Raw genomic sequence first — 25715 nt, 5'->3', positions numbered from 1 at the left:
TTCTTTTTTACACATTACTTCCTTTTTAATAAGGATTTTAAAAGCAGCACAAAATATTATTTAGAGTGGTATACAACATTTAGGAAGACATCTATGTAAAATCTTTAATTGAGGTGCATGTCGTTGGGAGTGGGGGTTGGGGAGTGGTAGAAAAAGGCATGCACCTCGATAATATCACATTAACAGCGTTACCGTATATAACAGTTGGCGCTGTAAAAAATGCACCACATAAATGAATAAAGTGGGAATCCCCACTCTTAATGTGTGGTTGACTCCTCCTCAAGACCTGCTATATCTTTCTGATCACTGAAGAGGTACTCTTTGAGCTCTTTGGCAAAAGCCTCATCGTTCTGCCTTATCCATTCAAGAATCATAGCTGCATGCTCTTTCTCTTCATTTGCATTATGTATGAGTATCTTCTTGAGGTTCTCATCAGTGCAGGCATCTGCTCTCTGATTATACCAGTCAACTGCTTCTAGTTCCTCTTTGAGAGAATCAATTGCCCTTTTGAGATTTAAGGTCTTTTCTGATATCTTGCTTTTGTCTTCATGAAACATGTTATCACAACAGAAGATTATACATCAAGTGAAATAAGTTTTTTGCTCATGTAGAAGCTCTGTAACAAACGGGTTCTTCCTTATTAGAGAAAGTAGTTTCAACAGGAGCCCATATTAAAAATATAAATCCAATTTCCTCCGATGGTATTATGGAAAAAGGCATTTATATTTTTGGCCAGGGTTCACTCCTTGACGAAAAGAATGCCTTCTCTTCCGACCTAAACCACTCTTTTATTGTTATTATTATTGTTTCCAGTATTTTTTTGACAATGTAACTCAAAAGCATAATTAATTATATATGCAAATGCATACTTTTATGCAAATGGTGATGCTCATGAAAAGGTTTACCATATCTATACCAGAAGACCTCAAAAGAGAAATGGATTCTTTACCGGATATCAACTGGCCCCAAGTTGCGAAAGAAAGTATTCAGAAGAAGATTCAAATGCTCGATGAATTCGAATGCTTTGAAAGGAGTTATGAGAAATAATGCCTACTTTAACAATTCCAATAGATGACGATCTCTATGATAAGGTCCAGATCCACTCATGGGTAAAATGGTCTAAAGTTGCACAGGAGGGGATAAGGAAACGAAAGATACTTGAGATCTATATTCGGAATAAGACTGTTTCAAAGGAAGATGCTGATTTTTGTGAGATGAATGATTGGCATCCTGTTGATGAACTGCCAATGAAACAAGAATTGATCGAGAAAATTCAAAAGATAGATAAAAACTCATATGTAACTGTTAACAAAGTATCTGACATATTCAAGTGATCAAGTCGGTGAATTATTTTGAGTTATTCCCTTTTCATCTCATCTGAATGTCAGAAGGAGATCAAGAAGCTGGCAAGGAAGAACATTCAGCTTCAGACAGTACTTGAAAAGAAAATCAAAGACATCCTTGAAAATCCAACTCGATTTAAGCCATTACGTAACGAACTTTCTGGCCATTATAGATTACATATTATGACTAGTTTTGTGCTTATCTTCACTGTGGACATTGAAGAGAAAAATGCCAGTCCAAGGATGGCTGCGATTGGAAGTGCTATGGTCGGGAACTCAGGGATCTCCTGCGGCTCGCATGATATCTCCATCATCTCATAGTCGCATGCAGGTGTAGACCAGCCCCAGCCTTCAGGAAACTTGCACTGAGCATTATCTTGACATGGCCTGTTATCATGATCATAGCGGTATACCTTAAAAAATGTGAGATCCAATTCATCCACATATCCCTTTTCGAATAAATGGCCTATTTGATAAAAGAGTTAATAGCTTTGTAGAAAAACTATTTCCTACTAAGACACACGTAATAGTTATATACCTAAGATCTCACCTTTATTTGTGGGTGTTTCACAAATAATCTCGAATATTATACCAGCTTCACTTTCAACTGGTTCGTATCTGGGATTTGTGGAAATTACATTAACATTGGGGGGAGTTTTTAAATGGACAATGATGGAAGCTTAAAAGTACCTTATATCAAAGGAAACATTGAAAGATGCATGTGCTCGGAATGCCCTGTTCAGGCGGATAGCAAATGTGCACAGGATAAGCTTGAAAGATCAAAAAAGATAATGGCCAATATGTCTGGAGATGATGTCCCAGATCCTAAAGAGGTTCCAGGAGTGTATTGTTCCACAGGAAAGGCAAGATGTTCTGATCTAAAGCCTGACGAAAAATGCATTTGCAATACCTGTGATGTTTGGAAAGAGTATGATCTCAAAAACTCAACGCCATCCATGTATTTCTGTCAGAATGGCCAGGCAAAAGAGTAGTGTTGATCAAAGATTATTTCTTTTTTCTTTCTTTTTTTCTGCAATATTTAGATTGTTAATAGAATAAGCAGGAATTATCTGTTAATTTAATTGGACCCCAAGTTTGGCAGTTTTCATCCTTTACTGAAAAGGAAGCGATGCATGTCGTCTTTTAGGATGACATGGGTCTCATAAACCTATTTACCAATTTCTAACTGCTACAATTGCATTTTTATAATATCGAATATTATATTCTATGATTAATACACTACAATCCCCGGTGCGATCATGACAACTAAAAAATCATGCTTGATTAAATACGCTGCATTGTTAATGCTTTTTGTCTCTATCATAGGAATGGCATCAGCAGTAACTATCACAGTTGGAAGCGAAACAGGAAATACTACTATCAGTGCTGCACTTGCGAATGCGACTGACGGCGCTACTATCCTTGTGACCGATGGAAATTACACAGAAGATGATCTGATCATTGATATGGAAGTAACAATTATTTCTGAGAATGGATCACAATATACAAGCATAATATCTAATTCATCCAGTGATACTCTGATCAACATAACTGCCAATAATGTAACTATTAATGGTTTTTCCATTATAGGTGATGATTATCTCGAAAATGATGGGATCTACTTGAATTCCGTTTCAAATACTAATATTTCAAACAATGAGATATATGAATTCGACGAAGGATTATACACATTTGAATCAAATAACACTCTAATAGAAAACAACATATTTTCCTCTAATTTCCAGAGTATATTCTTTGACTGCTCAACGAACAATACTATGGTCAATAACACAATGCATTCCTCTCTGGGTTTTGGTGTTGATGGTTTCGAATTAGAACATTTCATTCATACCATCGACAATAACACCATCAATAACACTATCAGTAACACCATTAATACTAAAAAGCTCTATTACTGGATAAATGCCTCAGACGCCGAAATACCCTCTGATGCAGGACAGGTATATGTCATCAATTCCACCAATATAACTGTCAAGGACCTTGAGTTGATCGGTACTTATGATGGTGTTGCATTTATAGATACAGATAATTCAAGAATTGAGAATGTTACGGTGATCCTAAGTAGTTATGGTCTCACTCTCATAGGCTCCAATAACAACACTTTGAATGACAATGCCGTCGGGCTTTGCTTATATGATGGTATTTATTTTGTAGAATCGCACAACAATACCTTGACCGATAACATAGCCACTTATACATGTCTGTCTTCAGAGCAAGAGCAATGTTCAGGTATTTTCCTTGGTGGCTCAAATAATAACAGTTTGATCAACAACATTGCAATCGGCAATGTAGAATCAGGCATTCTTCTATGGAACTCAGACAACAATACCTTAAGAGGAAATGATGCAAGTGAAAACTATTTAAGTGGCCTTTATCTACTGGGATCAACCAACAATACCTTGGCAGATAATCTTGTGAATGGCGCATCTGATAGCTTTTTCTTCTCAATGGATACAGGTATGAACACAGCATCTTTTGAAGACGATACTGACAATGAGAATTCCTTCAGCGATCTCTTCTCCGAAACCGTATCTATGGATATTGAACTCTTTGAGAACGCTCTGCAGACCAAGCACGTTGTCAGTAAAAGGAACCCGGTTGTGGATGGTATCAACATAAACAGCGCTTCAATTAATGCTATAAATATAGGATTACTACATGGCTCTGGTATCTTTTTAGATTCCAGTCCAAATAATGTCCTGACAGGGAACCAGGTTCTCTTCAATGAGTACGATTTTGCTACTGTCAATTCTGAAAATGTAGAAGTGAACAAACTGATGCTGATCGAGGACCAAGCAGAGATGTCTTTCACAACTGATGGGTTTTATCTTTACTTGAAAGGCACTGATTCAAATTCTGTGTCACTACAAGGAAAGACAAATGTCAATGGTTATATTGACTTATTCTATTCTACTGGCTCATTTAACATTAGTGATCAGCCACTAGATGCTGAGATCAATATAGTTACCACAAACATGGACCTAAAGTTCTTGTATGACGATTCTGGAATGAGCAGAGCAGGTGAATCTTCAATAGGACTCTACAAGCTAAACGGTACTGAATGGATAAAGATCCCAAATGCTACTCTTAATGCAGTTGACAACTATGTTTTTGGAACACTGAGCTATACTGAAGATGGTTTTTCAATAAATGGAATAGCGTCTTACGAGGCAACATTAGCTCTCTTCAAAGACCCGGAACCTTCTACCAGTCGTTCTGGTAGTTCTGTCATTGCAAGGGAAATAAGCCAGGGTAGATCCACTGATCTGCCGGTAGGTGGCGATGGGGAAATAACAGGTGATACTGTTGTAAAGTCATCCAATGCAGCTACCACGCTTACTCTTTACAAAGGAACAAAAGCAGTAGATGCTTCAGGAAACCCGGTAAACAGGATAATTGTCACAACACCATCTTCCCTGCCTTCAGATACCCCTGCAGAAGTAGTTGAGTCCGGTCTCTACTTCAGGTTCGGTCCATCAGGCACTACATTCAGCCAGGATGTCATGATAACGATGGAATTCGATCCTGAAGACTTTGAGGGAAGAGCTCCAGTTATCTATACCTACACATCTGAAGATGGATGGATAGCCCTTGAGACAACCGTAGACTGGGAGAACGGCAGAGCAACTGCAATGATCAGCCACTTCTCACTCTATGCACTGTTTGGAACAGACGGTGAACCTGAAAAGGAAATCTTACTCGAGCCGGCTTCAGAATCTACTGAATTTACTCCAGTTGAAGAAGAAACTTCTGTTAAAGAATCTGAAGATGAGAACGGATTTGGATTCCTTCCATGGATAATTGGTATTGCAATAATCCTTGGTCTAGGAATTGTATATGTAAACAAACAAAAAGGTAATGAAGGGCTGTAAAGCCCTTTTACTTTTTCTTTTTAGATTTTACCTTTAACAGTTTAGTTTTTATATTAAAGCAGATTAAAGATATAATTATTATTAAAAATAAGTGATTAAAATGAATTCAAATATATCATATACATATTTAGCACTGTTTTTCGCCTTTTTATTGTGTGCTGGAACGGCATCTGCAAATGAAATTTATGTAGGTGAAGGGTTTGGAAACAGTACTATCAGTGCTGCACTTGCTAATGCAACAAATGGCGACACAATCGTCGTAACAGATGGGACGTATGTAGAAAACATAGATGTTGACAAGGAAGTTACCATCATTTCTGAGAGAGGAGCTACTAATGCAACTGTCCAGGCATCTACATCAAGCGACCATATATTCAATATTACTGTCAACAACGTGACGGTCTCTGGTTTTAATATCACGGGTTCAACTTTCTCTAACAACGCCGGTGTTTACCTAAATAATGTCTTAAACTGCAACATTTCAAATAACATTATAGTTGACAATAATTACGGTATTTTTCTTTCCTCTTCGAATAACAATACCATTAGCAACAACCTGGTCACTGAAAACAGCAATAGTGGCATTTCTATTGTTAGCTCAAACAATAATACTTTGAGAAACAACATTGTTAATAACAATCAGGATAGTGGAATTTATATATATTTATCAAATGCTAATAGCTTAATCAACAATACAGTGGGTAATAATTCTGATATTGGGGTTTCGATCCAGTATTCAGAAAACACCATCATGGACAATAATACAATGTCCTTGAACCTTTATAATTTCAGGCTTATTGGAAACGACCTTGGACAGTACATTCACGCGATCAGTGAAACAAATCTAGTCGATGGGAAACCAATTTATTGCTGGATAAACCGTTCAGATGAACAGGTACCATCGGATGCAGGGCAAGTTTGCGTGATTAATTCTACAAACATAACTGTTAAAGACCTTACCATTTCAAAAGAATATTACGGTATCGTCTTTGCATATACAAATAATTCTACAATAGAAAATATTGTCGCCTCTGAAGGCTATATTGGAATTGATTTCTTTAATTCACATAGCAATGTGCTAAACGGCAATAGTATTTATAATAACGCTGATAATGGCATCGAATTTGCTTATTCCAATAACAACACTGTGAGTGATAACACCGTTAATAGCAATGAAGATGGAATCAAATTGGATGATTCACATGGCAACTCACTAATCAACAACGTTGTTTGTGATAACCAGAGAATTGGAATTGATTTTGATTATTCAGATGATAGTCGAATGATCGGTAACACCGTAAACAATAACGCCCACTATGGAATCTATGGAGAGGACACATATAATAGCATCTTGATCAGTAATACTGCAAACGAAAATGGTGCTTTCGGTATTTATATGGACTACTCCCCAAATACGACTTTACTCAACAACATCGCCAACAATAATATTGGTGGATCAATAGAGCGCAAATCTGTAAACATTGATAGCATCTCTATTAACAAAGAATCAAGAGAAGGCATTTCATGCGGAATCTACCTTTACCGTTGTCCAAACAGTTCATCGGTCACAGATACAACAATAGGTAACTTCTACGGAATAGCTATCGAGAGATCTGAAAATACTACAATTGACAAACTTAAATTCACCGACAGGTCTGCAAAAGTATCCTTTGCAGCAGATGCAAATATTATCGCAATTGGTGAAAACGTTACGCACTCCAAAGATCTTTCCGGGAAAGTAAATGTAAATGGATATATCGATGTCACTCGGCTTCCCCTATATTTAGCCAGTGTTCCTCTAGTAGAAGACAATTTTACCTTCAAGATACATTATGATGATTCAGGCATGAGCAGAGGCGGAGAATCTTCGATTGGCTTGTATGAATTAATTAATACGGAGTGGACAGTGCTTCCAGATGCTTCATTGAATACAAATGGGAACTATGTTACAACAACCATTACTCAGCAGTACATAATTCCTCATTCTGTGGAAATAAATGCAGAGGTAGAATATACACCATTTACCCTGGCACTGTTCAAAGATCCGGAACCTTCTGGTAGTTCTGTCATTGCAAGGGAAATAAGCCAGGGTAGATCCACTGATCTGCCGGTAGGTGGCGATGGGGAAATAACAGGTGATACTGTTGTAAAGTCATCCAATGCAGCTACCACGCTTACTCTTTACAAAGGAACAAAAGCAGTAGATGCTTCAGGAAACCCGGTAAACAGGATAATTGTCACAACACCATCTTCCCTGCCTTCAGATACCCCTGCAGAAGTAGTTGAGTCCGGTCTCTACTTCAGGTTCGGTCCATCAGGCACTACATTCAGCCAGGATGTCATGATAACGATGGAATTCGATCCTGAAGACTTTGAGGGAAGAGCTCCAGTTATCTATACCTACACATCTGAAGATGGCTGGATAGCCCTTGAGACAACAGTAGACTGGGAGAATGGCAGAGCAACTGCAATGATCAGCCACTTCTCACTCTACGCACTGTTTGGAACAGATGGTGAAGAGGCACCAGTGATAGCAGCTGAGACTCAAGGGAAGGATACCGATGTTCATGTTGTCCAGGAAGAAGGAACCCCTGTTGAGACGGAAGAAGGATCAGGCATTCTTTTCTGGGTGGTTGGCCTCGTACTTGTCCTGGGGATAGGAGCTGCTATTTTAATGAATAGGAAGAAACATGGAGAGCTTTAAGCTCTCTACATCTTTTTTTGAATTATCCTACTTCAATTTCTCGGAAGGACCTTTTAAAAGACAAAAGTATTCCCTGCCTTTTCGTTTTCAAAGCATCTCTTTGCAGAGAAGAAGACGAACACATTTACCTCATTCTGAGACAACAGGATTTTCTATTTTTGAAGTTGTAGAGGGCAGCATTTCTATACCACCGAAGGACGCTCCAGTTCTTGTAACGTCTCATGCATCTGTTAAAGAGGAGATACCTGCTGAGGATAAAGACAATTTCGGATTTGTCTACTGATACTCAGTATCATTGTCGTGATAGGTATAGGATATGTGGTAATGAAGAAGCAGAAGGATAAGGGGAGCAATAAGCTCCCCCTCTCCTTTTCAACAATGGTTACTGGACCCGTTGTTTGTACTATTAGAAAGTCGAAATCCTCAAAACCTTCTCTATAACGTTTTTGTCAGCAAATAATGTCTTGATCTGCAATTGTGAAAGTAAACGTGCTCCCCTTCCCTTCTTCGCTCGTCACCCAGATATTTCCGTTGTGCATTTCAACAAATTGTTTGGCAAGGGGAAGTCCTAATCCTGTCCCACCGTACGCCCTTTTGTTCGATTCATCTACCTGCATGAATGGAATAAATATATCATTCAGCTTTTCGTCTGGTATTCCAATCCCTGTATCTGAGACAGATATCTGTATCTTATTATCATTCTTTATTGCAGTAACAGAAACTTTACCATTATCTGGCGTGAACTTAATGGCATTACCGAGCAGGTTGTACATAATCTGTTTGAACTTCAGCTTGTCAGCAATAATTTTGTCTGACTGGATTTTATCATCAACTATAATGCTGATATTTTTTCTTTCTATTATAGGAGTCATCATAGTAACAATGTTGTCGATTACTTCCTTTACATAAAATATCTCGCGTTCAAGTTCTCTTTGTTCTGCTTCTATTTTTGACAGGTCGAGAATAGAATTTATGATCTCAAGTAAATGCTCTCCACTTTTATTTATATGATCAATATATCCCATTTCTTTTTCAGTTAGCTTGTCATGAACATTCATGCTAAGAATATCTGAAAAGCCAATTACGGCAGTAAGTGGAGTCCTTAATTCATGGCTCATGTTTGCAATGAACTGTGACTTTGCCCTATTGGCAGATTCGGCCTCAAGTTTAGCATGCAGCAGTTCTTTTTCTGCTCGTTTGCGTTCGGTGATATCTCTGCATACACAGAATATCAGTTTCTGGTCTCCGAACATGGCTGCGTTTGAACTAATTTCAACATCAAAGAGAGTACCGTCCTTGCGACGATGTATAGTCTCTAAATGATCGCCCATCTCACCAACCTTACGGCGCAGATTCTCCAATTCATCATGTGTAAACTGTGCGTCCCAGTCCCATACATGCAAAGAAAGTACCTCTTCCAGCGAATAACCAAGCATCTCAGCATATTTCGGATTTGCTTCGAAAACTTTTCCATCCTTGTCGAGGATAACGATGCCGTCACTGGATTGTTCTATAAGAACACGTCTTCTGACAGCTTCTTCAGCAATTTTTATCTCAGTTTTTTTGCGTTCAGTAATGTCTGTAAGAGAACCTGCCATCCTATAAGCCAAACCTTCTTCATCTCTTAGGGCTTTACCTCTCGCCTGGACCCAAATGTAGTTTCCATTTCTGTGTTTTAAGCGGAATTCTATGTTGAACTCTGGTGCTTCTAATTCAAGATATTCTTCCAGATCATTTATTACCCTTTGTTTATCGTCAGGATGAATGTAATTTTCAATTATTGAATACACGTTTTGAAGCTCATGATCCTCATAACCAATCATCTCTTTACATCGGGAAGACAAATACAGATTGTTATTATGCACATCCCAATCCCATATGCCATCATGTGAACCATCCACCGCCAACCTGAATTGTTCACGGCTTCTTTCCAGTTCCGTTTCTGCATGTTTACGCGATGTGATATCCTCTAGGATAAGAGTAATGCCAATTATGTCCCCTTCAGCATCTTTTAAGGGGCTATAAGTATTAGAATAATAAAACCTATTAAGCGATGAGTCCCCATATTCTTCGACAATTGTGAAGGCTTCACCTGCAAGCACCCTGTCAAAGTTGACTTTTGCTTTTTCTCGGTCTGCAGGGTCCTTGATGTAAGTGAGCATGCTAATCCCAACCTCGATCTTGGCCCCCCATATCTGCTCCATTGTTATACGATGATTTTCGTTGAAGGCTAGATAACGATATTCTCTGTCAAGAGCAAATATGACAATATCTTTTGGACTTTCCATAACTCCATGCAAAAGGCCGTATGCATCTCGGTATTTTCGTTCAGTTTGCTTCAGCATTTCTTCTGCTTTTTTACGATCAGTGATGTCAAGGACGAAACCGTTAATTACGAATGAATCTGTTTTTGGGTCACTGTTCTTTTTCACATTCATTAAAAGCCATCTGCGATTGCCGTCTGCACGTAAAAACTCATATTCAAAATTCTCAACATGGCCTTGAGTTTTAAGGATCTTTATCAACTCTTCACGGCGTTTGGGATCGACATATATCCGCTCCCCCATCTCCTGGAAGTAACTCGAGGCTTCTTCAGGTGTTTGCAGACCTAAAATGTATGCCATTTCTGGGTTTGTATGAAGCACTTTTCTGTCGGAACTCAGACGGAACATTCCTATAGGGACACTGTTTATGAAACTTCGAAGCATCAACTCGTTTCCCTTCAAAGCATCCTGCGTTTTTATACAGAATGACTGGTTTTTTAGAAGGGCTCCCAGTAGCACAGTTCCAATAGGATAGATCAACATTACTGGTAAACTTATATGTCCTAAAACCTCGAAGGCATATGGCCATGGGAGTAGTAACATACAGATAAGCATGACTACGTGAACCAGAATACCAAAAGCGTACAGCTCGAACATACTAAATAACTTATCCTGTTTTTCAGAATGCTGTCTCCATAGCAGTCCTAATATTACAGAAGATATTGTTACAGCGACACCTGCAGTTGCTCCAATACCTCCTTGATAGAGACGATGAGAAACCACTAAAAGTGCTCCAAGGACTGCAGGAATAAAACCAAAGAAGAGGGCGACGATACTAAGCAAAATAGAACGTGTGTCGTAGAATACTCCCGGGGAAAGTTCCCATGGATTTAGCATCAAGGCGATGCCTACCATACCAATGAAAAAACCTGCAATGATATTTTTAAAGTGTGTGTTCATTTCACATTTAAAAAAAAGAACCTCGTAAAGGAAAGCAATAACTAATAGTAGAGCCACATTATTTACGAGAGCTATTAAGACTTCAGTATTCATACTACACCTTCTATCAAAAAGAATCTATAAATTAAAAAGTACGAGAGTAATTGTGACCAAAAATTATAGCAGGCACACTGGTATATGGGATAATATATAATTATCATAGTCATATAAAAACAAATGGATACAAAATCTTAATACTGTAATTCTACAACATCTTTTTGAATAAGTGAAGAAGAGCTGGCCAAAACAAACCCTAAAGTATTAACCTGCTGCCAAAAAAAACTAATCATCCACTTTGTGTTTTCTGTTGTAGACAATACTTTGAGGGTCTAGTCTTTTAAAAGCAACAAATCATTTTCAGCAGGAAATAGGTTTTCTACAGAGCCCAATCATTGTTAACTCATAAGTGTCCTTAGAGTGAGAAACAAGATAATGCTCTTCTAATACATTCATTTGTGGAGGCAGAGGGCAGTGTAGCGAGTTTGCTATAAATTGCAAGTCAAGTTATTATAAGTATTAGAGAAAATTTATTTTTAGTATTGAATTTTTAACTCTAAAATATCAAGAAACTTGTAATTTTACAGAGCTTGTGTTATACTGTCGTGTTTTCTTTGTAGCCTTCCCATTCGCTTTTGCTGGAGCACTAACTTCTCTGTTTACGATCGATGATCATGATACTGTAGATTCTGAAGTAACAGTCGAAATCTTTGCTCCAAATAAGGAGTCTTTTCTTAAGAAATAATATACCATCCTTCTGCTTTCAGTGATGGCAGAAAAGCATTTTACTTACATACAACGTTTTTTATATTAATAAATTGCATATAAAACCTATTCCCAATCATATAGGTGTTTTTATGAAAATAGACAGAAATATAATATTTAGATACTTAGTACTATTGTTTGTACTGGCTTTATACATCAATACGGCGTCCGGTGCCGAAATCCGAGTCGGTGAAAGTGAAACATACTCGACTATTACTGAAGCATATAATAGTGCAAGTTATTATGATGTTATTATTGTCGGAGATGGGATTTACACTGAAAATATTAGCATCCAGAAACCAATTACGATTCGCTCTGAGAATGGTTCTGCCAGCACAATAATTCAACCTGACTCTGACACATCGGTATTTATTATAGCTGCCAACAATGTAACTATTGACGGATTCCATATTAAAAGTGGTACAAGCTCAGTGATTAGCGTTTTAGCACACTCTGTTTCTAACTGCACTATAATAAACAATGAACTATCTCAATACACGAGTGGTATTGTCATCTTGGATTCAAATAACATGACTTTGAACAATAACTCATTTAGTTCTAATTCCGTTTCTATTATTCTGATAGATTCCATAAATTGTACCCTCAGTAATAATACAATGTCATCCGCCTACTATAATTTTGGTATTTTGTCCTCGGACCCGGACAATCTGGAGTATTATTTACATAATATTGATTCCAGCAATCAAGTTGATGGAAAAACATTATATTATCTAGTCAATGAAGCAAATATAGAAGTGCCTTCCGATGCCGGGCAGGTGTACGCTGTAAATTCCAGCAACATTACTGTTAAGGATATTACAGTATCCCATGCTCTAGAGGGCATAGCATTTATAAATACTAGCAATTCAAAAATCGAGAATGTAGACATATCATTTTGTGATGACGGCATTTTACTACTTAATTCTAACTTCAATACTGTCACCAGCATAACAGTCAATGATAGTTACTACGGAATTCACAATCATAACTCCGATAACAATCGTTTGATCAGCAATACAATAAATAACAATGATGACACAGGAGTTCAGCTCTGTTCTTCAAATAACATTACTATGAGCAGCAATACCGTCAGTGGAAATGGCTATCAGGGAATAGGTGCCTATGACTCAACTGGTATTATTCTGTCCGGTAATACGGCTAATGAAAATTATATTGGCCTTGGTCTTTATGACTCAAACAATAACACCCTAAGTAGCAACACTGCAAATAGAAATGCTCGTGCAGGCATTAGAATCAGTGACTCTCGTGATAATCTGCTTATCGGGAATACTGCTGACGATAGCAACAGTGAGTACTCTATAAATGCAATTCAAACCATGGATAGTGAACCCGTCGAGAACTTCTGGTTGACTACATACGGAATTGAAAGAAATTCAAAACGCGATGCTTTACAGGATTTTGTTCTTCTGGATAACTACGCGTCCATTATGGTAAGTGACCCTGTTTCATATGGCATAGAAGTTTTGTTTTGTTACAACACAACGTTATCCGAAAACCATGCAACCGGCAGTGATTATGCATTACGGGTCAGGGAAACGGAAAACATAACTGTCAATAAACTGGTGGTTACCGGTGGTCTTGCCGGGATTTCTTTTGCTGGAAACTTTTATGATATACACCTAAGCGAAAGATACTCAGCTCCTGCATCTCCGTCAGGAAAAACGAATGTAAATGGTTATGTGGACATTGCCTATTTGAATTATGGTATAGCAAGTATGCCCATGTATGTTCCTATGGGTATGGACATCAAATTCTCATATGATGATTCGGGAATGAGCACTGCCGGAGAATCTTCAGTGGCCCTGTATAATCTCAGTGGCAACGGATGGGTTAAGGTTCCGGGCTCTACACTCAATACCCAGCACAACTATGTATCTGCAAGCATCGATGCACCTGAAATTACCATTGGTGGTGGAACAGTACTCGCACCTGCTCCACGTATAGTTACATTGGCACTTTTCAAGGATTCAGAAAGAACCGGCAGCTCAGTTATCGCAAGGGAAAGAAGCCAGGGAACTATAACCGATCTGCCCCGGGGAAGTGATGGAGGACTGAGCAAAGATACTGTTGTTAAATCCTCGGATTCAACCACCACCCTGACACTGTTCACGGGAACAAAGGCCCTTGATCCATTAGGCAACCCTGTGAACAGTATCATAGTAACTACTCCATCTACCCTGCCTTCAGATACTCCAAGAGAGGTTATTGAGTCCGGTCTCTACTTCAGGTTCGGTCCGTCAGGCACTACATTCAGCCAGGATGTCATGATAACGATGGACTTCAATCCCGAAGACTTTGAAGGAAGAGCTCCAGTTATCTATACCTACACATCTGAAGATGGATGGATATCCCTTGAGACAACAGTTGACTGGGAAAACGGCAGAGCAACTGCAATGATCAGCCACTTCTCACTCTATGCACTGTTTGGAGCAGATGGTGAAGAGACACCATTGATAGCAGCTGAGACTCAAGGGAAGGATACCGATGTTCATGTTGTCCAGGAAGAAGGAACCCCTGTTGAGACGGAAGAAGGATCAGGCATTCTTTTCTGGGTGGTTGGCCTCGTACTTGTCCTGGGGATAGGAGCTGCTATTTTAATGAATAGGAAGAAACATGGAGAGCTTTAAGCTCTCTACATCTTTTTTTGAATTATCCTACTTCAATTTCTCGGAAAGACCTTTTAAAAGACAAAGTATTCCCTGCCATTTTGTTTTCAAGGCATCCCTTTGCCGCAAGATTAAACCAGTATTTAACACCGGTGTATTTTTATATCTCTTTATATATTATATTATATATTACTATATTACTCAGATATATGCCAGTAGGTGGCAAAAGGAAATGATTGAATCAAAAGAGGGTAAATCTGTGCATATTTACAAATTGTTAAAAAGTACTTCTTTTATTAAGAATCGATGCAAAATGAGCTCTAGTTTCTATGGCCTTCCCGGTAAACGGAACAGGTGGTCTCAGAGTAGTGGGAAATATAATATTCAGAGAAGTTCTGTTCTTTGTATTTTTACTATTCTGATCAGTATATTTCTTTTGTCGTCCTGCGCATCAGCCATAGGAAGTTATCCGCCGGTGGCCGCATTCACGGCAAATGTGACTTCAGGCACAGTACCTCTTACTGTCTCTTTCACTGATCAGTCCACCTATAGTCCCACACACTGGGCATGGAACTTCGGTGATGGCGGCACTTCAAATGAGCAGCATCCCACGCATACCTATATTTCAGCTGGCACGTATAATGTAACCCTTTATGCAACAAATTTCGAAGGGACTGATATACAAACAAAAAATGGTTATATCACAGCAATCTATGCTCCTGTTGCGAACTTCACAGCTTCCGCAACTTCAGGGACAGCACCGTTCGCGGTCACTTTCACCGACCTTTCCACGAACAGTCCAACTGCATGGGCATGGGATTTCGGTGATGGTGCAACCTCTTCGGCTCAGAACCCAACTCATACTTACACAAGTGCAGGCAACTATGCAGTCAGCCTGAATGTGTCAAACGTGGGCGGCTATAATTTAAGCACGCAGACCGGTTACATCACTGTTGCCTTGAGCAGTTCAGGCAGTTCCGGTTCAGGCACCCGTGCATCCGTAAGCCCGGGTCAGCCGCCTGAAATAGTCAAATCAACTCACACCTCCGTAAAGCACATCATTGGAGGCACCAGCGTTGAGTACGATCTCTCCGGCACAGGGAGTCCTGTATTCGCTGTAAGCTTTGACGCAAAGGACAACGAGGGACTTGTGGTCATGAAAGTGCAGGTACTTTCCAGTACACCGGAAGGCATTTCCACTCCATCGGGTAACTTCGACCAGCTGATGAGCATTGATGTTGGAAGCCAGGGGACTATCTCAAGCCACAACGCTGACAACATCCTTATCCGTTTCAAGGTAAGCCGGGAGTGGATAAGAGAGAACAACATCGATGTGTCCACCATACGTATGACGCGGTATCATGACGGCCAGTGGAATGACCTGCCGACACAAAACGAGAATGAAGATGATGAGTTCCTGTACTTCGTCGCAGAAACTCCGGGATTCTCCATCTTTAGTGTCGCGGGTGATGAAGTAAAGGCAGTTCAACCGGTATCATATGACTTGGCTGATGAAACACCGGAAGAACCTGTAACTGAAGAAGGAAAGAGCACACCCGGATTCACCGGATTGATGGGACTGGTCTTTGTATCTCTTGCTTTCATTGTAAGCAGAAGGTCCAGACTTTAAGGAAAGGGCAGTCATCTGTCCTTTTCAACTTCTTTTTTCATGAACATTTTCAGGCCATCCTGCAAGTTTCTTCGCTTAAGATTTAAAAGCTCTACATGCCTTCTTTTTTTACTTTTTACTCGGGGATTGGAGTTGTTGGACAGCCTGTGAAGTGGAAGGAGTAGTCACTTGAGTGGTAGTTCACACAAATTGAATAAAAGAATGTACCGGATATCAGATCATACTTATCGTTTTCCCAACAGATAAGTTTGGACCAAACAAAAAAAAGATGATGAGGATCAATAATCCTCTAAGGTTTCAGATCAGTCTTTCCTTCTCTGGATAATAAATGCCAGTCCAAGGATGGCTGCGATTGGAAGTGCTATGGTCGGGAACTCAGGGATCTCCTGGCATTGTCCTGGGACAACATCCTCGTACATATTGGTTGAGGTCCACTTTACCCAGTCTGCAGGGAAATAGTTCTGTGGAGAGTTGGAATTTCCTGGCCAGGAAGCTTCTGTGAACACTGCCCAGCAGAAAGATGCACAAGGACCACCGAGATATTCCTTACTGACCCTTATTTCATAACTGTCCTGGTTTGCAGATCCACTGACAGACATGTGGTTTTCATCAGGTACAACCTTTCCGTTGACAGTATCCCATCCAACCTGGACAATACCTTCATCATCGCAAAGGATAACTTTTGCACCGGTGCTCCAGTGGCCATCGATCCCGTCCATCTCGATTACCCATACAATGTCATCTCCATCTTCGTATGTTGACACCATTGTATCGAAATCGGCCTTTACCCATGTGAACTGGTCATCTTCAAAAGTCTCTCCAACTGCACTTGCTGTGCCTATTGTGACGAGAAGTGCTGCAAGCAGCATAACAAATAGTTTTGTGTTCATATCTTACCACCATACTTAATGCGCTATTACCTAATAGGTAAATCAAGTACGATAAATAGGCATATATACTTATTCCATTAATTTTAAATGATGCGTATCATGATAATGATGAAAGATTAGTATCCCACATCAGTAATTAAGGTCAGCTGTTTTCGGATTTCCATAGAAGAGGTTGTCTGATAAAATGAACACTAATTGCTGAATATAATAGCATCGTTTATTAAATTATACTTAAAGAGCCTATTGTATAGCTCATCTATAGTACAAAAAAGTGCCACCGTCCGCTGCGACGGCCGGTGGTTGTATTTGTTCCGTATTCTTTTTACTGCTTACTTAAGCGGTACTCCTGGGACCGTCATTATTAACGGGATTCACCTGAACTGTAACGGTGTCAGAGGACTTCTGTCCACCAGTATCAGTGACCGTCAGAGTAACAGTATAGGTTTTCGCCGCATCGAACGTAGTGGAAACATACATGCCCAAGGCGTCAGCCTGCATGCCGTTGGAGGAGTCAAAGTCCCATGAATATGATACTAGACCTCTATCATCTGTGGAACGATCCCCGCCAAAATAGACCTTTTGTCCTACCGTAGTGACACGATCATAACCAGCATTAGCGATCGGCTTTTCATCAGGGGTAGAGACTACAGGAGCATTTACTGTGACAATCAGGGTATCGGATGATCTCTGCCCGATAATATCAGTAACTGTCAGGGTCACAGTGAACTTTCCAGCTTTACTGAACACTTTGGAAACAGTCTTGCCAGTAACGTCATCCAGGATATCATTGGATGAATCAAAGTCCCAGGAATAGGAAGAGATGCCTTTATCATCGGTGGATGCCCCGCCATTGAAAGTGACAGAGGAGCCAGCAGTGATGGTGATATCAGGGCCTGCATTAGCAACCGGAATCTTATCAGGAATGGAAGTTGCAGGAGCAGATACGGCGACAAGAACGGTGTCAGAGGACTTCTGACCGATTGTGTCAGTGACCGTCAGTGTAACAGTATAGGTTTTCGCCGTACTGAACGTAGTGGAAACATACATACCCACAGCGTCAGCCTGTATGCCGTTGGAGGCATCAAAGTCCCAGGAATAAGATACCAGGTCCCTATCGTCTGTAGAACGATCCCCGCCAAAGTAGACCTTTTTCCCAACCGTAGTGACACGATCATAACCGGCATTAGCAACAGGTGCTTTATCAGAAATAGGAGTTACAGGGGCACTTACAGTGAGTATAAGGGTGTCTGAAGACCTCTGACCAAATGTATCGGTTACTGTTAAGGTCACAGTGAACTTCCCGGCAGTATTGAACACTCGGGAAACAGTCTTACCGGTAGCATCACTCTGGATACCATTGGATGAATCAAAGTCCCAGGAGTAGGAAGAGATGCCTTTATCGTCAGTAGATGCTCCGCCATTGAAAGTGACAGAAGACCCGGCTGCGATGGTGATATCAGGGCCTGCTTTGGCAACCGGAGACTTGTCAATGGCATTTACCGTGAGGATGAGGGTATCAGAGGATCTTTGCCCACTCGTGTCAGTAACTGTTAGTGTTACAATGAACTTCCCGGCAGTATTGAACACCCGGGAGACGGTCTTGGTGGTAGCATCGTTCTGGATACCGTTGGAAGCATCAAAGTCCCAGGAGTAGGAGGAAATACCCTTGTCGTCGGTGGACGCTCCTCCATTGAAAGTGGCGGAGGAGCCAGCTGTGATGGTGATATCAGCACCAGCATTAGCAACCGGAATCTTATCAGGAATGGAAGTTGCAGGAGCAGATACGGCGACAAGAACGGTGTCAGAGGACTTCTGACCGATTGTGTCAGTGACCGTCAGTGTAACAGTATAGGTTTTCGCCGTACTGAACGTAGTGGAAACATACATACCCACAGCGTCAGCCTGTATGCCGTTGGAGGCATCAAAGTCCCAGGAATAAGATACCAGGTCCCTATCGTCTGTAGAACGATCCCCGCCAAAGTAGACCTTTTTCCCAACCGTAGTGACACGATCATAACCGGCATTAGCAACAGGTGCTTTATCAGAAATAGGAGTTACAGGGGCACTTACAGTGAGTATAAGAGTGTCTGAAGACCTCTGACCAAATGTATCAGTTACTGTTAAGGTCACAGTGAACTTCCCGGCAGTATTGAACACACGGGAGACGGTCTTGCCTGTTGCATCTTTCTGGATGCCGTTGGAGGCGTCAAAGTCCCATGAATAGGAGGAAATACCCTTGTCGTCAGTGGATGCTCCGCCATTGAAAGTGACAGAAGACCCGGCTGTGATGGTGATATCAGCACCGGCATTAGCAATAGGTGGCTTGTCTGTAATAGGAGAGGTAATATACGGAGAAGCGGCAATATCTTTCACAGTATAATATTTATTTGTGCTTGTAAGTATCTGAGGGAAACCGGAATTACCAGACAACGCGACATAATATTGATCCGGGACAAGGTAGTCTTTATTCAATACTTTAAGATAATTGTTGTCAAGCAAATCAAGATTCCGGAATTTGCTGTCAGCCGCCCAAAAGGCGAATGCATAGTTAACATTATCGAAGGTGTTGCCCTTGAAAACAGATTCGAATACACCGAATTCATCATCATAGCCCTGGATACCTGCAAGGAAAATAGCTCTTCCATTGATATTCCTGAAAGTGTTATCGAGCACCTGTACATTATGAGAGTTATATATTTCAAGTGACCTTCCGAAATCGTGGAAGTAATTATTTTTTATTACAATGTTATCTGTATTGCCGTTGTGTAAATATACGCCAACATCCTTGACTCCGGTATAGTCAAGTGTATAAAAGAACTCATTGTTCTCAACCAGGACATCGGTTACATTTGTGTGTATATCCAGCAGGTTGTGAGGAGCATTGGAAATGGCAGAATTCTTCACCGTTATATATTGTGACCTTCCCGGATGATTCTGGTTCCATACGTGTATCCCATGACTACCCGTGTTCTTAACAGTAACCGAATCAATGGCCATATAGTCCACGTCGTTCCAGAGTGTAATCCCATCAAGAGAAGTATCCGAAAACTCACACTTTGTTATTTTAAGGTTATTGGATGAGCTTGCCCAGTAACCATATTGGTAATCTCTTACCTTTATACCTTCGATGTTGATCCAGCTGCTGGAATATATCTTAATACCAATACCGGTCTTATCGACACCATCCAGCGTTGGCGTTCCGCTGTAGGCTTTTACGTTTATAGGAGCTGTAGACGTCCCCTGTTTATTAAAGACCAGATGCTGGTCATACCATATGCCGTTCATAAGATAGATCGTATCCCCTGCTACAGCCTTTGAAGCAGCATAACCGGGATTTTCCCAGGCTGCAGATGTTGAAAGGCCGTTGTTGGCATCATTCCCGGAGGGAGAAACATAATAGGTGGCAGCAAGCGCAGGCTGGGATAAGAACAGAAGGAAGCAGACTGCGATGATCGGTAAAATAATGATGTTACGTATTCTTTTACTTTTATTCAAATAAGCACCTCGTTTTTAAATATTATTCCAGTTGACTACCACATAAGTAAGCCAATAACAGGAATATACGCACAAAAATTATGCAGTTAGCAAAAACGATTAATAATATATAAAGTATTCGATTTATTTATAACAGTAAATAATATTAAGAGAAGAGGCTGATAATTATATAATAGCTCAAGTTTGACAGTTTCCACTCCTTAACGAAAAGAATGTCATCTCTTCTGATCTAAACCACTCTTTTACTATTATTAGTTTTAAGTATTTCATGATAATGAAAAATTAAAAGCATAATTAAGTTGAACAGCCGGTGAAGCAGATGGAGTGTTCACTTGAGTGATGGTTCAAGACGGATGTAGCCTGATGCTTGCAATTTTGCAGGCTGTCCCTTACTGATTTGTAGAATACATTCGGATCGATTGTCTGCAGAGCATATCCCACAGTTGTTCATTTCCCCGATGACCCTGTCTGCAGAGTGTTTTTTTAGTAGGCTGCAATGATCTCCTGTACCCATTTAGTCGGTGGTGCGTGGATGGGTGGTCCCAAGAAATATCTGACCGCAGGGTCCACGCCAACAATGCACAGGAGATTAACAACCTTCGACACCTAGCATCCCCGATCATCTCCTGGCCCAGAACTTCCAGTCGTATTCCAACTCTTGGAGCACTTCATCGCCGATATCACTCAGGATCTTCTGGCGCTCTGATCTTGGCAGCGATGCTATTGATTCTGCTAGTGATCCTCTCTCTTGTTTCATCTGTATTGATCTCGACATTGTTCTGGGTCATATTGATCTCAACTCCCCGCTTACCGAACTCAGCAGGACATGTGCGCTCAAGCCACCATGCTGCAGCCTGCCAGGTATGAGGTGCTGCTTTCTGGATAATGGCAACATTCCTGGCAATGGCCTCTGCCCTGGCCTGTTTTATCTGAAGGTAGAAATCATGATACTGCCCTGTTGTTTCTTGTTCCCCGCGCCTCATCCAGTCGTAGTAGGTGACAGAAGTTATCCCTACAGCATCACATGCATGGATAACAGGGACACCGGATTTGAGAAGCTTGATGAGCGGCTCGGACACTTCGGCCATTATTGTGCTGCCTTTCTTTCTTCCCATGTGTATGTCTCCCAATTTCGTTTCAGTTCGCGGTTGCTGGTCAGATTGACATATATTTGAACTATGACATCGACATAGCGAGTATCAAGTTGATGTAACTCAATCACTGTTGTGCTAAAACCACCAAACAGGCCCGGCTCAGGGGCAGCCGGAAGCCTTGCAGGACCTGCTAATACCATCTTATCGGATATGATAAAGATAGGATTGGTCCAGATGCACTGCTTTGGCATACTAATCTGGTTTCCGGGATGGTTCTTCGGGTTGTCCACGAAAGGTCTCAGTTCCGGAATGTTGATTTGTTGTATTCCCATAATATCCTCTTGTTAAAACTGCCAAAATTCTAGCCAAAAACACCTCAAAAAATGCTTATCCATACTCAAGTACCACCCTTGCCGCGTTCGTTGATTCTAGAGAGATTTTCTTATGCACAGGCGTTGAGTTATTGGAAAATTAATCTGTGTTATTGCCAGCCATAATCTTTGATCTGCGAAGGTTTGGCTGTGGGTCCTTCCCAAACCTGTAAGGATATAGTTCACAATTCTCAGATGTACACAGCTCAACTTCCATCGGCGAACCGCATACACATTCAAGGCAGTGTTTTCTAATCGTTTGCAGAATTACTTTTTTGGTGGTCATCTCATTCCCTCTTTTTTGAATGTTCGAAAATATCCATCTTTTTGGTTTGCGTTCGACTTCCTCTGGCATGTGGTCCTTTCCAACCAGCTATCCTCTGTTTCTACCACAGATATCATGGATAGCCTTACCTTCTCTCCACATTTGTAGCAGGTAACCTCATCAACCGGCCTTGTAATGGAAGTCCCCTCATTGCAGTTGATGCAGAGAAGAGATACTGGATTGAAGGTCATTGTGCCCCCCTGCAGTCGAACCTATCACAGTTCTCGCAGTTCAGGTACCTAGGACATCTTTCAAGCAAGGTCTCCATGGGCCAGACATTGAAATCTCTTTCAATGATCTTGGTGACGTGATACTCTGTTTTTCCATGATCGAAATCGTTTTGGCCCCTGAACAGATCGATGAGCTGTTCCTTATCTGCCATGCCAAAACTGTAGAATTCCCGAACAATAGCCACTCGCATCTTATTGCCTTGGTCACCGGACAGATCTTTTTCAAGAGCAGCCAGGATGCATGGCCTTACTCCTTTAATTTTTACATTAACTGGTCTCAAGGACCTGCTTCTGTTCGTTCTTGCCTTTGGGATCTCGATATTCGAAATATCATAGACAGCAATGTCCATGGTTTCACCTTCCCATCCGTGGATATGCGAAAATACCCTGTGTTTTCTGTGCAATGCAAAAGGCAGCTTCACAAGGTTACCATACTGGTTGTCCTTGTTCCATGTCCTCTGTTTTGGGTTCACCTCACCATCAAAACCCGCTTCCTTAGCAATTGCATTGGCGAAGTAGTAAGCTTTCTCGACTGCGACTTCCTCGATAAGCATCCACACATGATATGAATGAGGAGAACCGGAAGACTCAACCAGGCACTTCAATCCAACATTATCTAGAAAGGAAGTGAGCTTCTTCAGATCATGTTCTGCCTTCAACTCCTTCTCAATAACATCTTCTTCACTGTCTTCTGGCTTTCTGTGGGCATCAACATCGAAGCATATCCACTTACAAGTTCCGTCCCTGCTTGTGGAATAAGCACCGATGGTTATCTTGCCTGCAATATGGTTCTCAATGAGCCTGTCGGTTATTGGAATTGATACTCGGAAATACTTGGTCCCATTAACATTCTGTTCTGCAAATGCATCGAACCTGTTTATCAGATGGGATTTGATGAGCTCAAATTTCGAACATTGTAAAACATACCGAACTTTTGTCAGCAAACCGCTTATAATAGAATATATAAGCGGTTTTTGTTCAATTGTTCTTTTCTCTTTTAACTTTACTAGAAATTTTTTAAATGGTTTGTGTGTTTCCGCCGCTTCCAGCATATGTTCGAAATTTGAACATTTTATAATATGAGGAAATGTTATCACACTCCTGTCAAGCACAACCTTCACCTCCCGCTTTTTCCCATTACCGTTGTTTTTTATCTCCACTTTCCTACCAAATCCCCATGTAACAATACTCTCACACTGCTCCAGGGTACAACCCAATGCAAACACAAGGCTTGGAACCACACCGGCTGGGTCCTTGGCCCTGGACCATGCCTGCCACGTATCACAATGGACCGCTTCCTCCCGCAATACCAGTGACTTCTCCTTTGTTTCGCATATCGCATCGAATGCGTTGCTCGGTTTATCGGCCAAACCTACGGCTATCATCACCCGGGCATCAGATGATATGCCCATCATTTCAGGTGCCTTGTAGTAGGTCACATGGTGTGGATGACCGAATGCTTCCAGTTCTTTCTCCATCTCCATAGCCTCCGCTATGCTCAGTGTGATTATTGTGCAGTCGTCATCCCCGTACAGATCCAGTAAGGTGGTTATCCTCTGCAGGATCTCGTGCTTCTTGTTATATCGTGACCTTCCACCAGTAACATGGTACCGCTTTGAATCCGCCAGGATGAGCATTTTCGAGTTGGTGTCCATGGGATCCCCACCCATCCCGAAGGTAATGTCGTGCGGGCAGGTCCTGTCCATGAAGTACTGGTCATAATCATGGCTGCAGATGGTAGCTGATGTGAGCAGTGTACGTCGAGCTTTGTTCTGAATGCTCATGATAAAGGAGCTAAGCATGCTGGTGAACATCCGGTCCACTGCGACCATCCATATCTTGATAGCTCCCCGGTCACGGGTGCCGTGTATCACGACCTGCTCGCTCATGACAATGTTCATTATCCTGTACAGGTCAAGCACATCGAGCATGGACAGCTTGTATTCTTTCCTGGCAATGGTAAGCTTGATGATATCGCTATACACTGCCATAATGAACTTTGCACTGTCCTCGCCCACGTCGCAATAGCAGTTCTTGAGGGTCTTGCTCAGCTTGTGCCGGTAATAGTTGTCATCTGCAGCATTATTGTACGTCTGCATCACAGCATTCTGAACGTCCGCCTCGCCCATCATCATCCCAAAGGCAACGACCACCTTGCGAATATGATCGAAGTGTTCCATGAGTGGGATATACCGGCTTGTGTCCAACCACTTCGTATCCTTGCGAACATCGTTGTAGATGGCTATGCCTGTGGACCTGCCGTACTGTATCTCGTGAACCTCATCAAAAACAGCATTATGGATGCGGGATATGTTCACCAGCACCTGCTCAGCCGTGGTGTTTGGCCTGCTGCTGGAGGCCATCATCAGTGCCACAAGTTTCTGATACGTGAGTGCAATTCCGTCACAGCTCCTGTGCTCATGGAGTATACGAGTGACAGGACAAGAGTAGTAGTTCTCACACTCCGGACAACTGTCTGCAAGGGGCAGGATCGGTAGCTTGTGAAGGTCAGGATACTTCTCACACAGCTCCTGGTTCTTCAGGCAGGCATGATTAGAGGGTATCCGAATAACATTGGATGTGTTCCTGTCAGAATACTTGACGGAATCCTCTATAACGGTCTTATCGGCAATCTTATTAGTCGGGACGACGACTAGAAAACGTTCCTCCCGGTTCAAGGACTCGGCTACCAGCGCTGTTGTACATCCGGCACGGGTGGTCTTATGGACTATGTACAATCCTTCCAGATATGCGTTCAGTAGATTGTATGCTGTTGCGATGCGTCTGTCCTGATTTGTGCGAGGAACGACAAGAGGGGTCTGGAACGGTGATGCCGGGGTGGTACTTGACATCACGTTCTACCCCCTCGCAATCTTTTGCGTTCTATTTGCATCACCGCCTGGGTCGTGTCATGCCCGCACCACCACACCACTGCTGCTGATACTCATATCCGCAATCTTTGTCCGGTGACCTACTGATCTGCTCCTGAAAGCACTGATGCGGATATTGGTGTATGCTGGCTTGCGGTCCACGATCTCGGTCTTCCAGATCTCTTTTGCGCAAAACTGGCTCTTGTCACCAAATGGTC

Annotated in this window: 19 protein-coding genes; 8 read left to right on the top strand and 11 right to left on the bottom strand. The window is 41.4% G+C overall.

Annotation, left to right across the window (positions count from 1 at the left end; translation table 11 throughout):
* Positions 1–257: 257 nt before the first annotated feature.
* The gene (locus tag QZZ22_RS13765; RefSeq protein WP_292465942.1) at positions 258–557 is read right to left on the bottom strand and encodes a ferritin; all 300 of its coding nucleotides are present in this window, start codon (positions 555–557) and stop codon (positions 258–260) included.
* Between the two features lie 334 nt (positions 558–891).
* Between QZZ22_RS13765 and QZZ22_RS13760 the strand changes: the two genes are divergently transcribed.
* Together QZZ22_RS13760 and QZZ22_RS13755 are read left to right on the top strand one after the other, a co-directional pair.
* The gene (locus tag QZZ22_RS13760) at positions 892–1047 is read left to right on the top strand and encodes a hypothetical protein (RefSeq protein ID WP_292465940.1); all 156 of its coding nucleotides are present in this window, start codon (positions 892–894) and stop codon (positions 1045–1047) included.
* Positions 1047–1334, top strand: coding sequence for a hypothetical protein (locus tag QZZ22_RS13755; protein ID WP_292465938.1), 288 nt, complete (start codon positions 1047–1049; stop codon positions 1332–1334). The genes QZZ22_RS13760 and QZZ22_RS13755 overlap by 1 nt, the downstream gene beginning before the upstream one ends.
* A gap of 176 nt (positions 1335–1510) precedes the next feature.
* On the opposite strand, the gene QZZ22_RS13750 is transcribed toward QZZ22_RS13755, so the two are convergent.
* Positions 1511–1654, bottom strand: coding sequence for a PEF-CTERM sorting domain-containing protein (locus QZZ22_RS13750; protein WP_292466029.1), 144 nt, complete (start codon positions 1652–1654; stop codon positions 1511–1513).
* Positions 1655–2005: 351 nt separating this feature from the next.
* On the opposite strand from QZZ22_RS13750, the gene QZZ22_RS13745 reads away from it, so the two are divergent.
* The 4 genes from QZZ22_RS13745 (at position 2006) to QZZ22_RS13730 (ending at position 8223) form a co-directional block, all read left to right on the top strand.
* Positions 2006–2335: a DUF2769 domain-containing protein gene (locus QZZ22_RS13745; RefSeq protein ID WP_292465937.1), complete on the top strand. Its 330-nt coding sequence runs from the start codon at positions 2006–2008 to the stop codon at positions 2333–2335.
* Positions 2336–2602: 267 nt separating this feature from the next.
* Positions 2603–5236, top strand: a complete 2634-nt coding sequence (locus QZZ22_RS13740) for a NosD domain-containing protein (protein ID WP_292465935.1) — start codon at positions 2603–2605, stop codon at positions 5234–5236.
* Positions 5237–5336: 100 nt separating this feature from the next.
* Positions 5337–7940 carry a NosD domain-containing protein gene (locus QZZ22_RS13735; RefSeq protein ID WP_292465933.1) on the top strand — a complete coding sequence of 868 codons (2604 nt, stop codon included), beginning with the start codon at positions 5337–5339 and terminating at the stop codon, positions 7938–7940.
* Positions 7927–8223, top strand: a complete 297-nt coding sequence (locus tag QZZ22_RS13730; RefSeq protein WP_292465932.1) for a hypothetical protein — start codon at positions 7927–7929, stop codon at positions 8221–8223. The genes QZZ22_RS13735 and QZZ22_RS13730 overlap by 14 nt, the downstream gene beginning before the upstream one ends.
* 166 nt (positions 8224–8389) lie before the next feature.
* Here QZZ22_RS13730 and QZZ22_RS13725 read toward each other — a convergent pair whose 3' ends face one another.
* Positions 8390–11257, bottom strand: a complete 2868-nt coding sequence (locus QZZ22_RS13725; RefSeq protein WP_292465930.1) for a PAS domain S-box protein — start codon at positions 11255–11257, stop codon at positions 8390–8392.
* A gap of 800 nt (positions 11258–12057) precedes the next feature.
* Here QZZ22_RS13725 and QZZ22_RS13720 point away from each other — a divergent pair.
* Complete coding sequence (locus tag QZZ22_RS13720) at positions 12058–14613, top strand: NosD domain-containing protein (protein ID WP_292465928.1); 2556 nt, start codon at positions 12058–12060, stop codon at positions 14611–14613.
* Positions 14614–15028: 415 nt separating this feature from the next.
* Complete coding sequence (locus QZZ22_RS13715; RefSeq protein ID WP_292465926.1) at positions 15029–16222, top strand: PGF-pre-PGF domain-containing protein; 1194 nt, start codon at positions 15029–15031, stop codon at positions 16220–16222.
* A gap of 302 nt (positions 16223–16524) precedes the next feature.
* Here the strand turns inward: QZZ22_RS13715 and QZZ22_RS13710 are convergent, their stop codons facing one another.
* The 8 genes from QZZ22_RS13710 to QZZ22_RS13675 form a co-directional block, all read right to left on the bottom strand.
* The gene (locus QZZ22_RS13710) at positions 16525–17112 is read right to left on the bottom strand and encodes a PEF-CTERM sorting domain-containing protein (protein ID WP_292465924.1); all 588 of its coding nucleotides are present in this window, start codon (positions 17110–17112) and stop codon (positions 16525–16527) included.
* A gap of 333 nt (positions 17113–17445) precedes the next feature.
* Entirely contained in the window at positions 17446–20607 is a 3162-nt protein-coding gene (locus QZZ22_RS13705; RefSeq protein WP_292465922.1) for a PKD domain-containing protein, read from the bottom strand.
* Between the two features lie 483 nt (positions 20608–21090).
* On the bottom strand, positions 21091–21213 hold the full coding sequence (locus tag QZZ22_RS13700; RefSeq protein WP_292465920.1) for a hypothetical protein: 123 nt from the start codon (positions 21211–21213) through the stop codon (positions 21091–21093).
* Between the two features lie 74 nt (positions 21214–21287).
* Positions 21288–21722, bottom strand: coding sequence for a hypothetical protein (locus tag QZZ22_RS13695; RefSeq protein ID WP_292465918.1), 435 nt, complete (start codon positions 21720–21722; stop codon positions 21288–21290).
* Entirely contained in the window at positions 21695–22033 is a 339-nt protein-coding gene (locus QZZ22_RS13690) for a hypothetical protein (RefSeq protein ID WP_292465916.1), read from the bottom strand. The genes QZZ22_RS13695 and QZZ22_RS13690 overlap by 28 nt, the downstream gene beginning before the upstream one ends.
* A 139-nt stretch (positions 22034–22172) precedes the next feature.
* Positions 22173–22358 (bottom strand): hypothetical protein, encoded by a 186-nt coding sequence (locus tag QZZ22_RS13685; protein ID WP_292465915.1) that lies wholly within the window; start codon positions 22356–22358, stop codon positions 22173–22175.
* Positions 22355–22588, bottom strand: coding sequence for a hypothetical protein (locus QZZ22_RS13680; protein ID WP_292465913.1), 234 nt, complete (start codon positions 22586–22588; stop codon positions 22355–22357). Before QZZ22_RS13680 ends, QZZ22_RS13685 begins: the two co-directional genes overlap by 4 nt.
* Positions 22585–25482, bottom strand: coding sequence for a hypothetical protein (locus QZZ22_RS13675; protein ID WP_292465911.1), 2898 nt, complete (start codon positions 25480–25482; stop codon positions 22585–22587). Before QZZ22_RS13675 ends, QZZ22_RS13680 begins: the two co-directional genes overlap by 4 nt.
* Between the last annotated feature and the right edge of the window lie 233 nt (positions 25483–25715).

This window comes from Methanolobus sp., assembly GCF_016278365.1.
GTDB lineage: Archaea > Halobacteriota > Methanosarcinia > Methanosarcinales > Methanosarcinaceae > Methanolobus.
This window is presented reverse-complemented; position numbering and strand designations above follow the sequence as displayed.

Excerpts from the sequence above, each read along its gene's own strand:
- QZZ22_RS13765 (WP_292465942.1), bottom strand. The coding sequence starts at position 557 with ATGTTTCATGAAGACAAAAGCAAGATATCAGAAAAGACCTTAAATCTC.
- QZZ22_RS13760 (WP_292465940.1), top strand. The coding sequence starts at position 892 with ATGAAAAGGTTTACCATATCTATACCAGAAGACCTCAAAAGAGAAATG.
- QZZ22_RS13755 (WP_292465938.1), top strand. The coding sequence starts at position 1,047 with ATGCCTACTTTAACAATTCCAATAGATGACGATCTCTATGATAAGGTC.
- QZZ22_RS13750 (WP_292466029.1), bottom strand. The coding sequence starts at position 1,654 with ATGGAGATATCATGCGAGCCGCAGGAGATCCCTGAGTTCCCGACCATA.
- QZZ22_RS13745 (WP_292465937.1), top strand. The coding sequence starts at position 2,006 with ATGGACAATGATGGAAGCTTAAAAGTACCTTATATCAAAGGAAACATT.
- QZZ22_RS13740 (WP_292465935.1), top strand. The coding sequence starts at position 2,603 with ATGACAACTAAAAAATCATGCTTGATTAAATACGCTGCATTGTTAATG.
- QZZ22_RS13735 (WP_292465933.1), top strand. The coding sequence starts at position 5,337 with ATGAATTCAAATATATCATATACATATTTAGCACTGTTTTTCGCCTTT.
- QZZ22_RS13730 (WP_292465932.1), top strand. The coding sequence starts at position 7,927 with ATGGAGAGCTTTAAGCTCTCTACATCTTTTTTTGAATTATCCTACTTC.
- QZZ22_RS13725 (WP_292465930.1), bottom strand. The coding sequence starts at position 11,257 with ATGAATACTGAAGTCTTAATAGCTCTCGTAAATAATGTGGCTCTACTA.
- QZZ22_RS13720 (WP_292465928.1), top strand. The coding sequence starts at position 12,058 with ATGAAAATAGACAGAAATATAATATTTAGATACTTAGTACTATTGTTT.
- QZZ22_RS13710 (WP_292465924.1), bottom strand. The coding sequence starts at position 17,112 with ATGAACACAAAACTATTTGTTATGCTGCTTGCAGCACTTCTCGTCACA.
- QZZ22_RS13695 (WP_292465918.1), bottom strand. The coding sequence starts at position 21,722 with ATGGGAAGAAAGAAAGGCAGCACAATAATGGCCGAAGTGTCCGAGCCG.
- QZZ22_RS13690 (WP_292465916.1), bottom strand. The coding sequence starts at position 22,033 with ATGGGAATACAACAAATCAACATTCCGGAACTGAGACCTTTCGTGGAC.
- QZZ22_RS13685 (WP_292465915.1), bottom strand. The coding sequence starts at position 22,358 with ATGACCACCAAAAAAGTAATTCTGCAAACGATTAGAAAACACTGCCTT.
- QZZ22_RS13680 (WP_292465913.1), bottom strand. The coding sequence starts at position 22,588 with ATGACCTTCAATCCAGTATCTCTTCTCTGCATCAACTGCAATGAGGGG.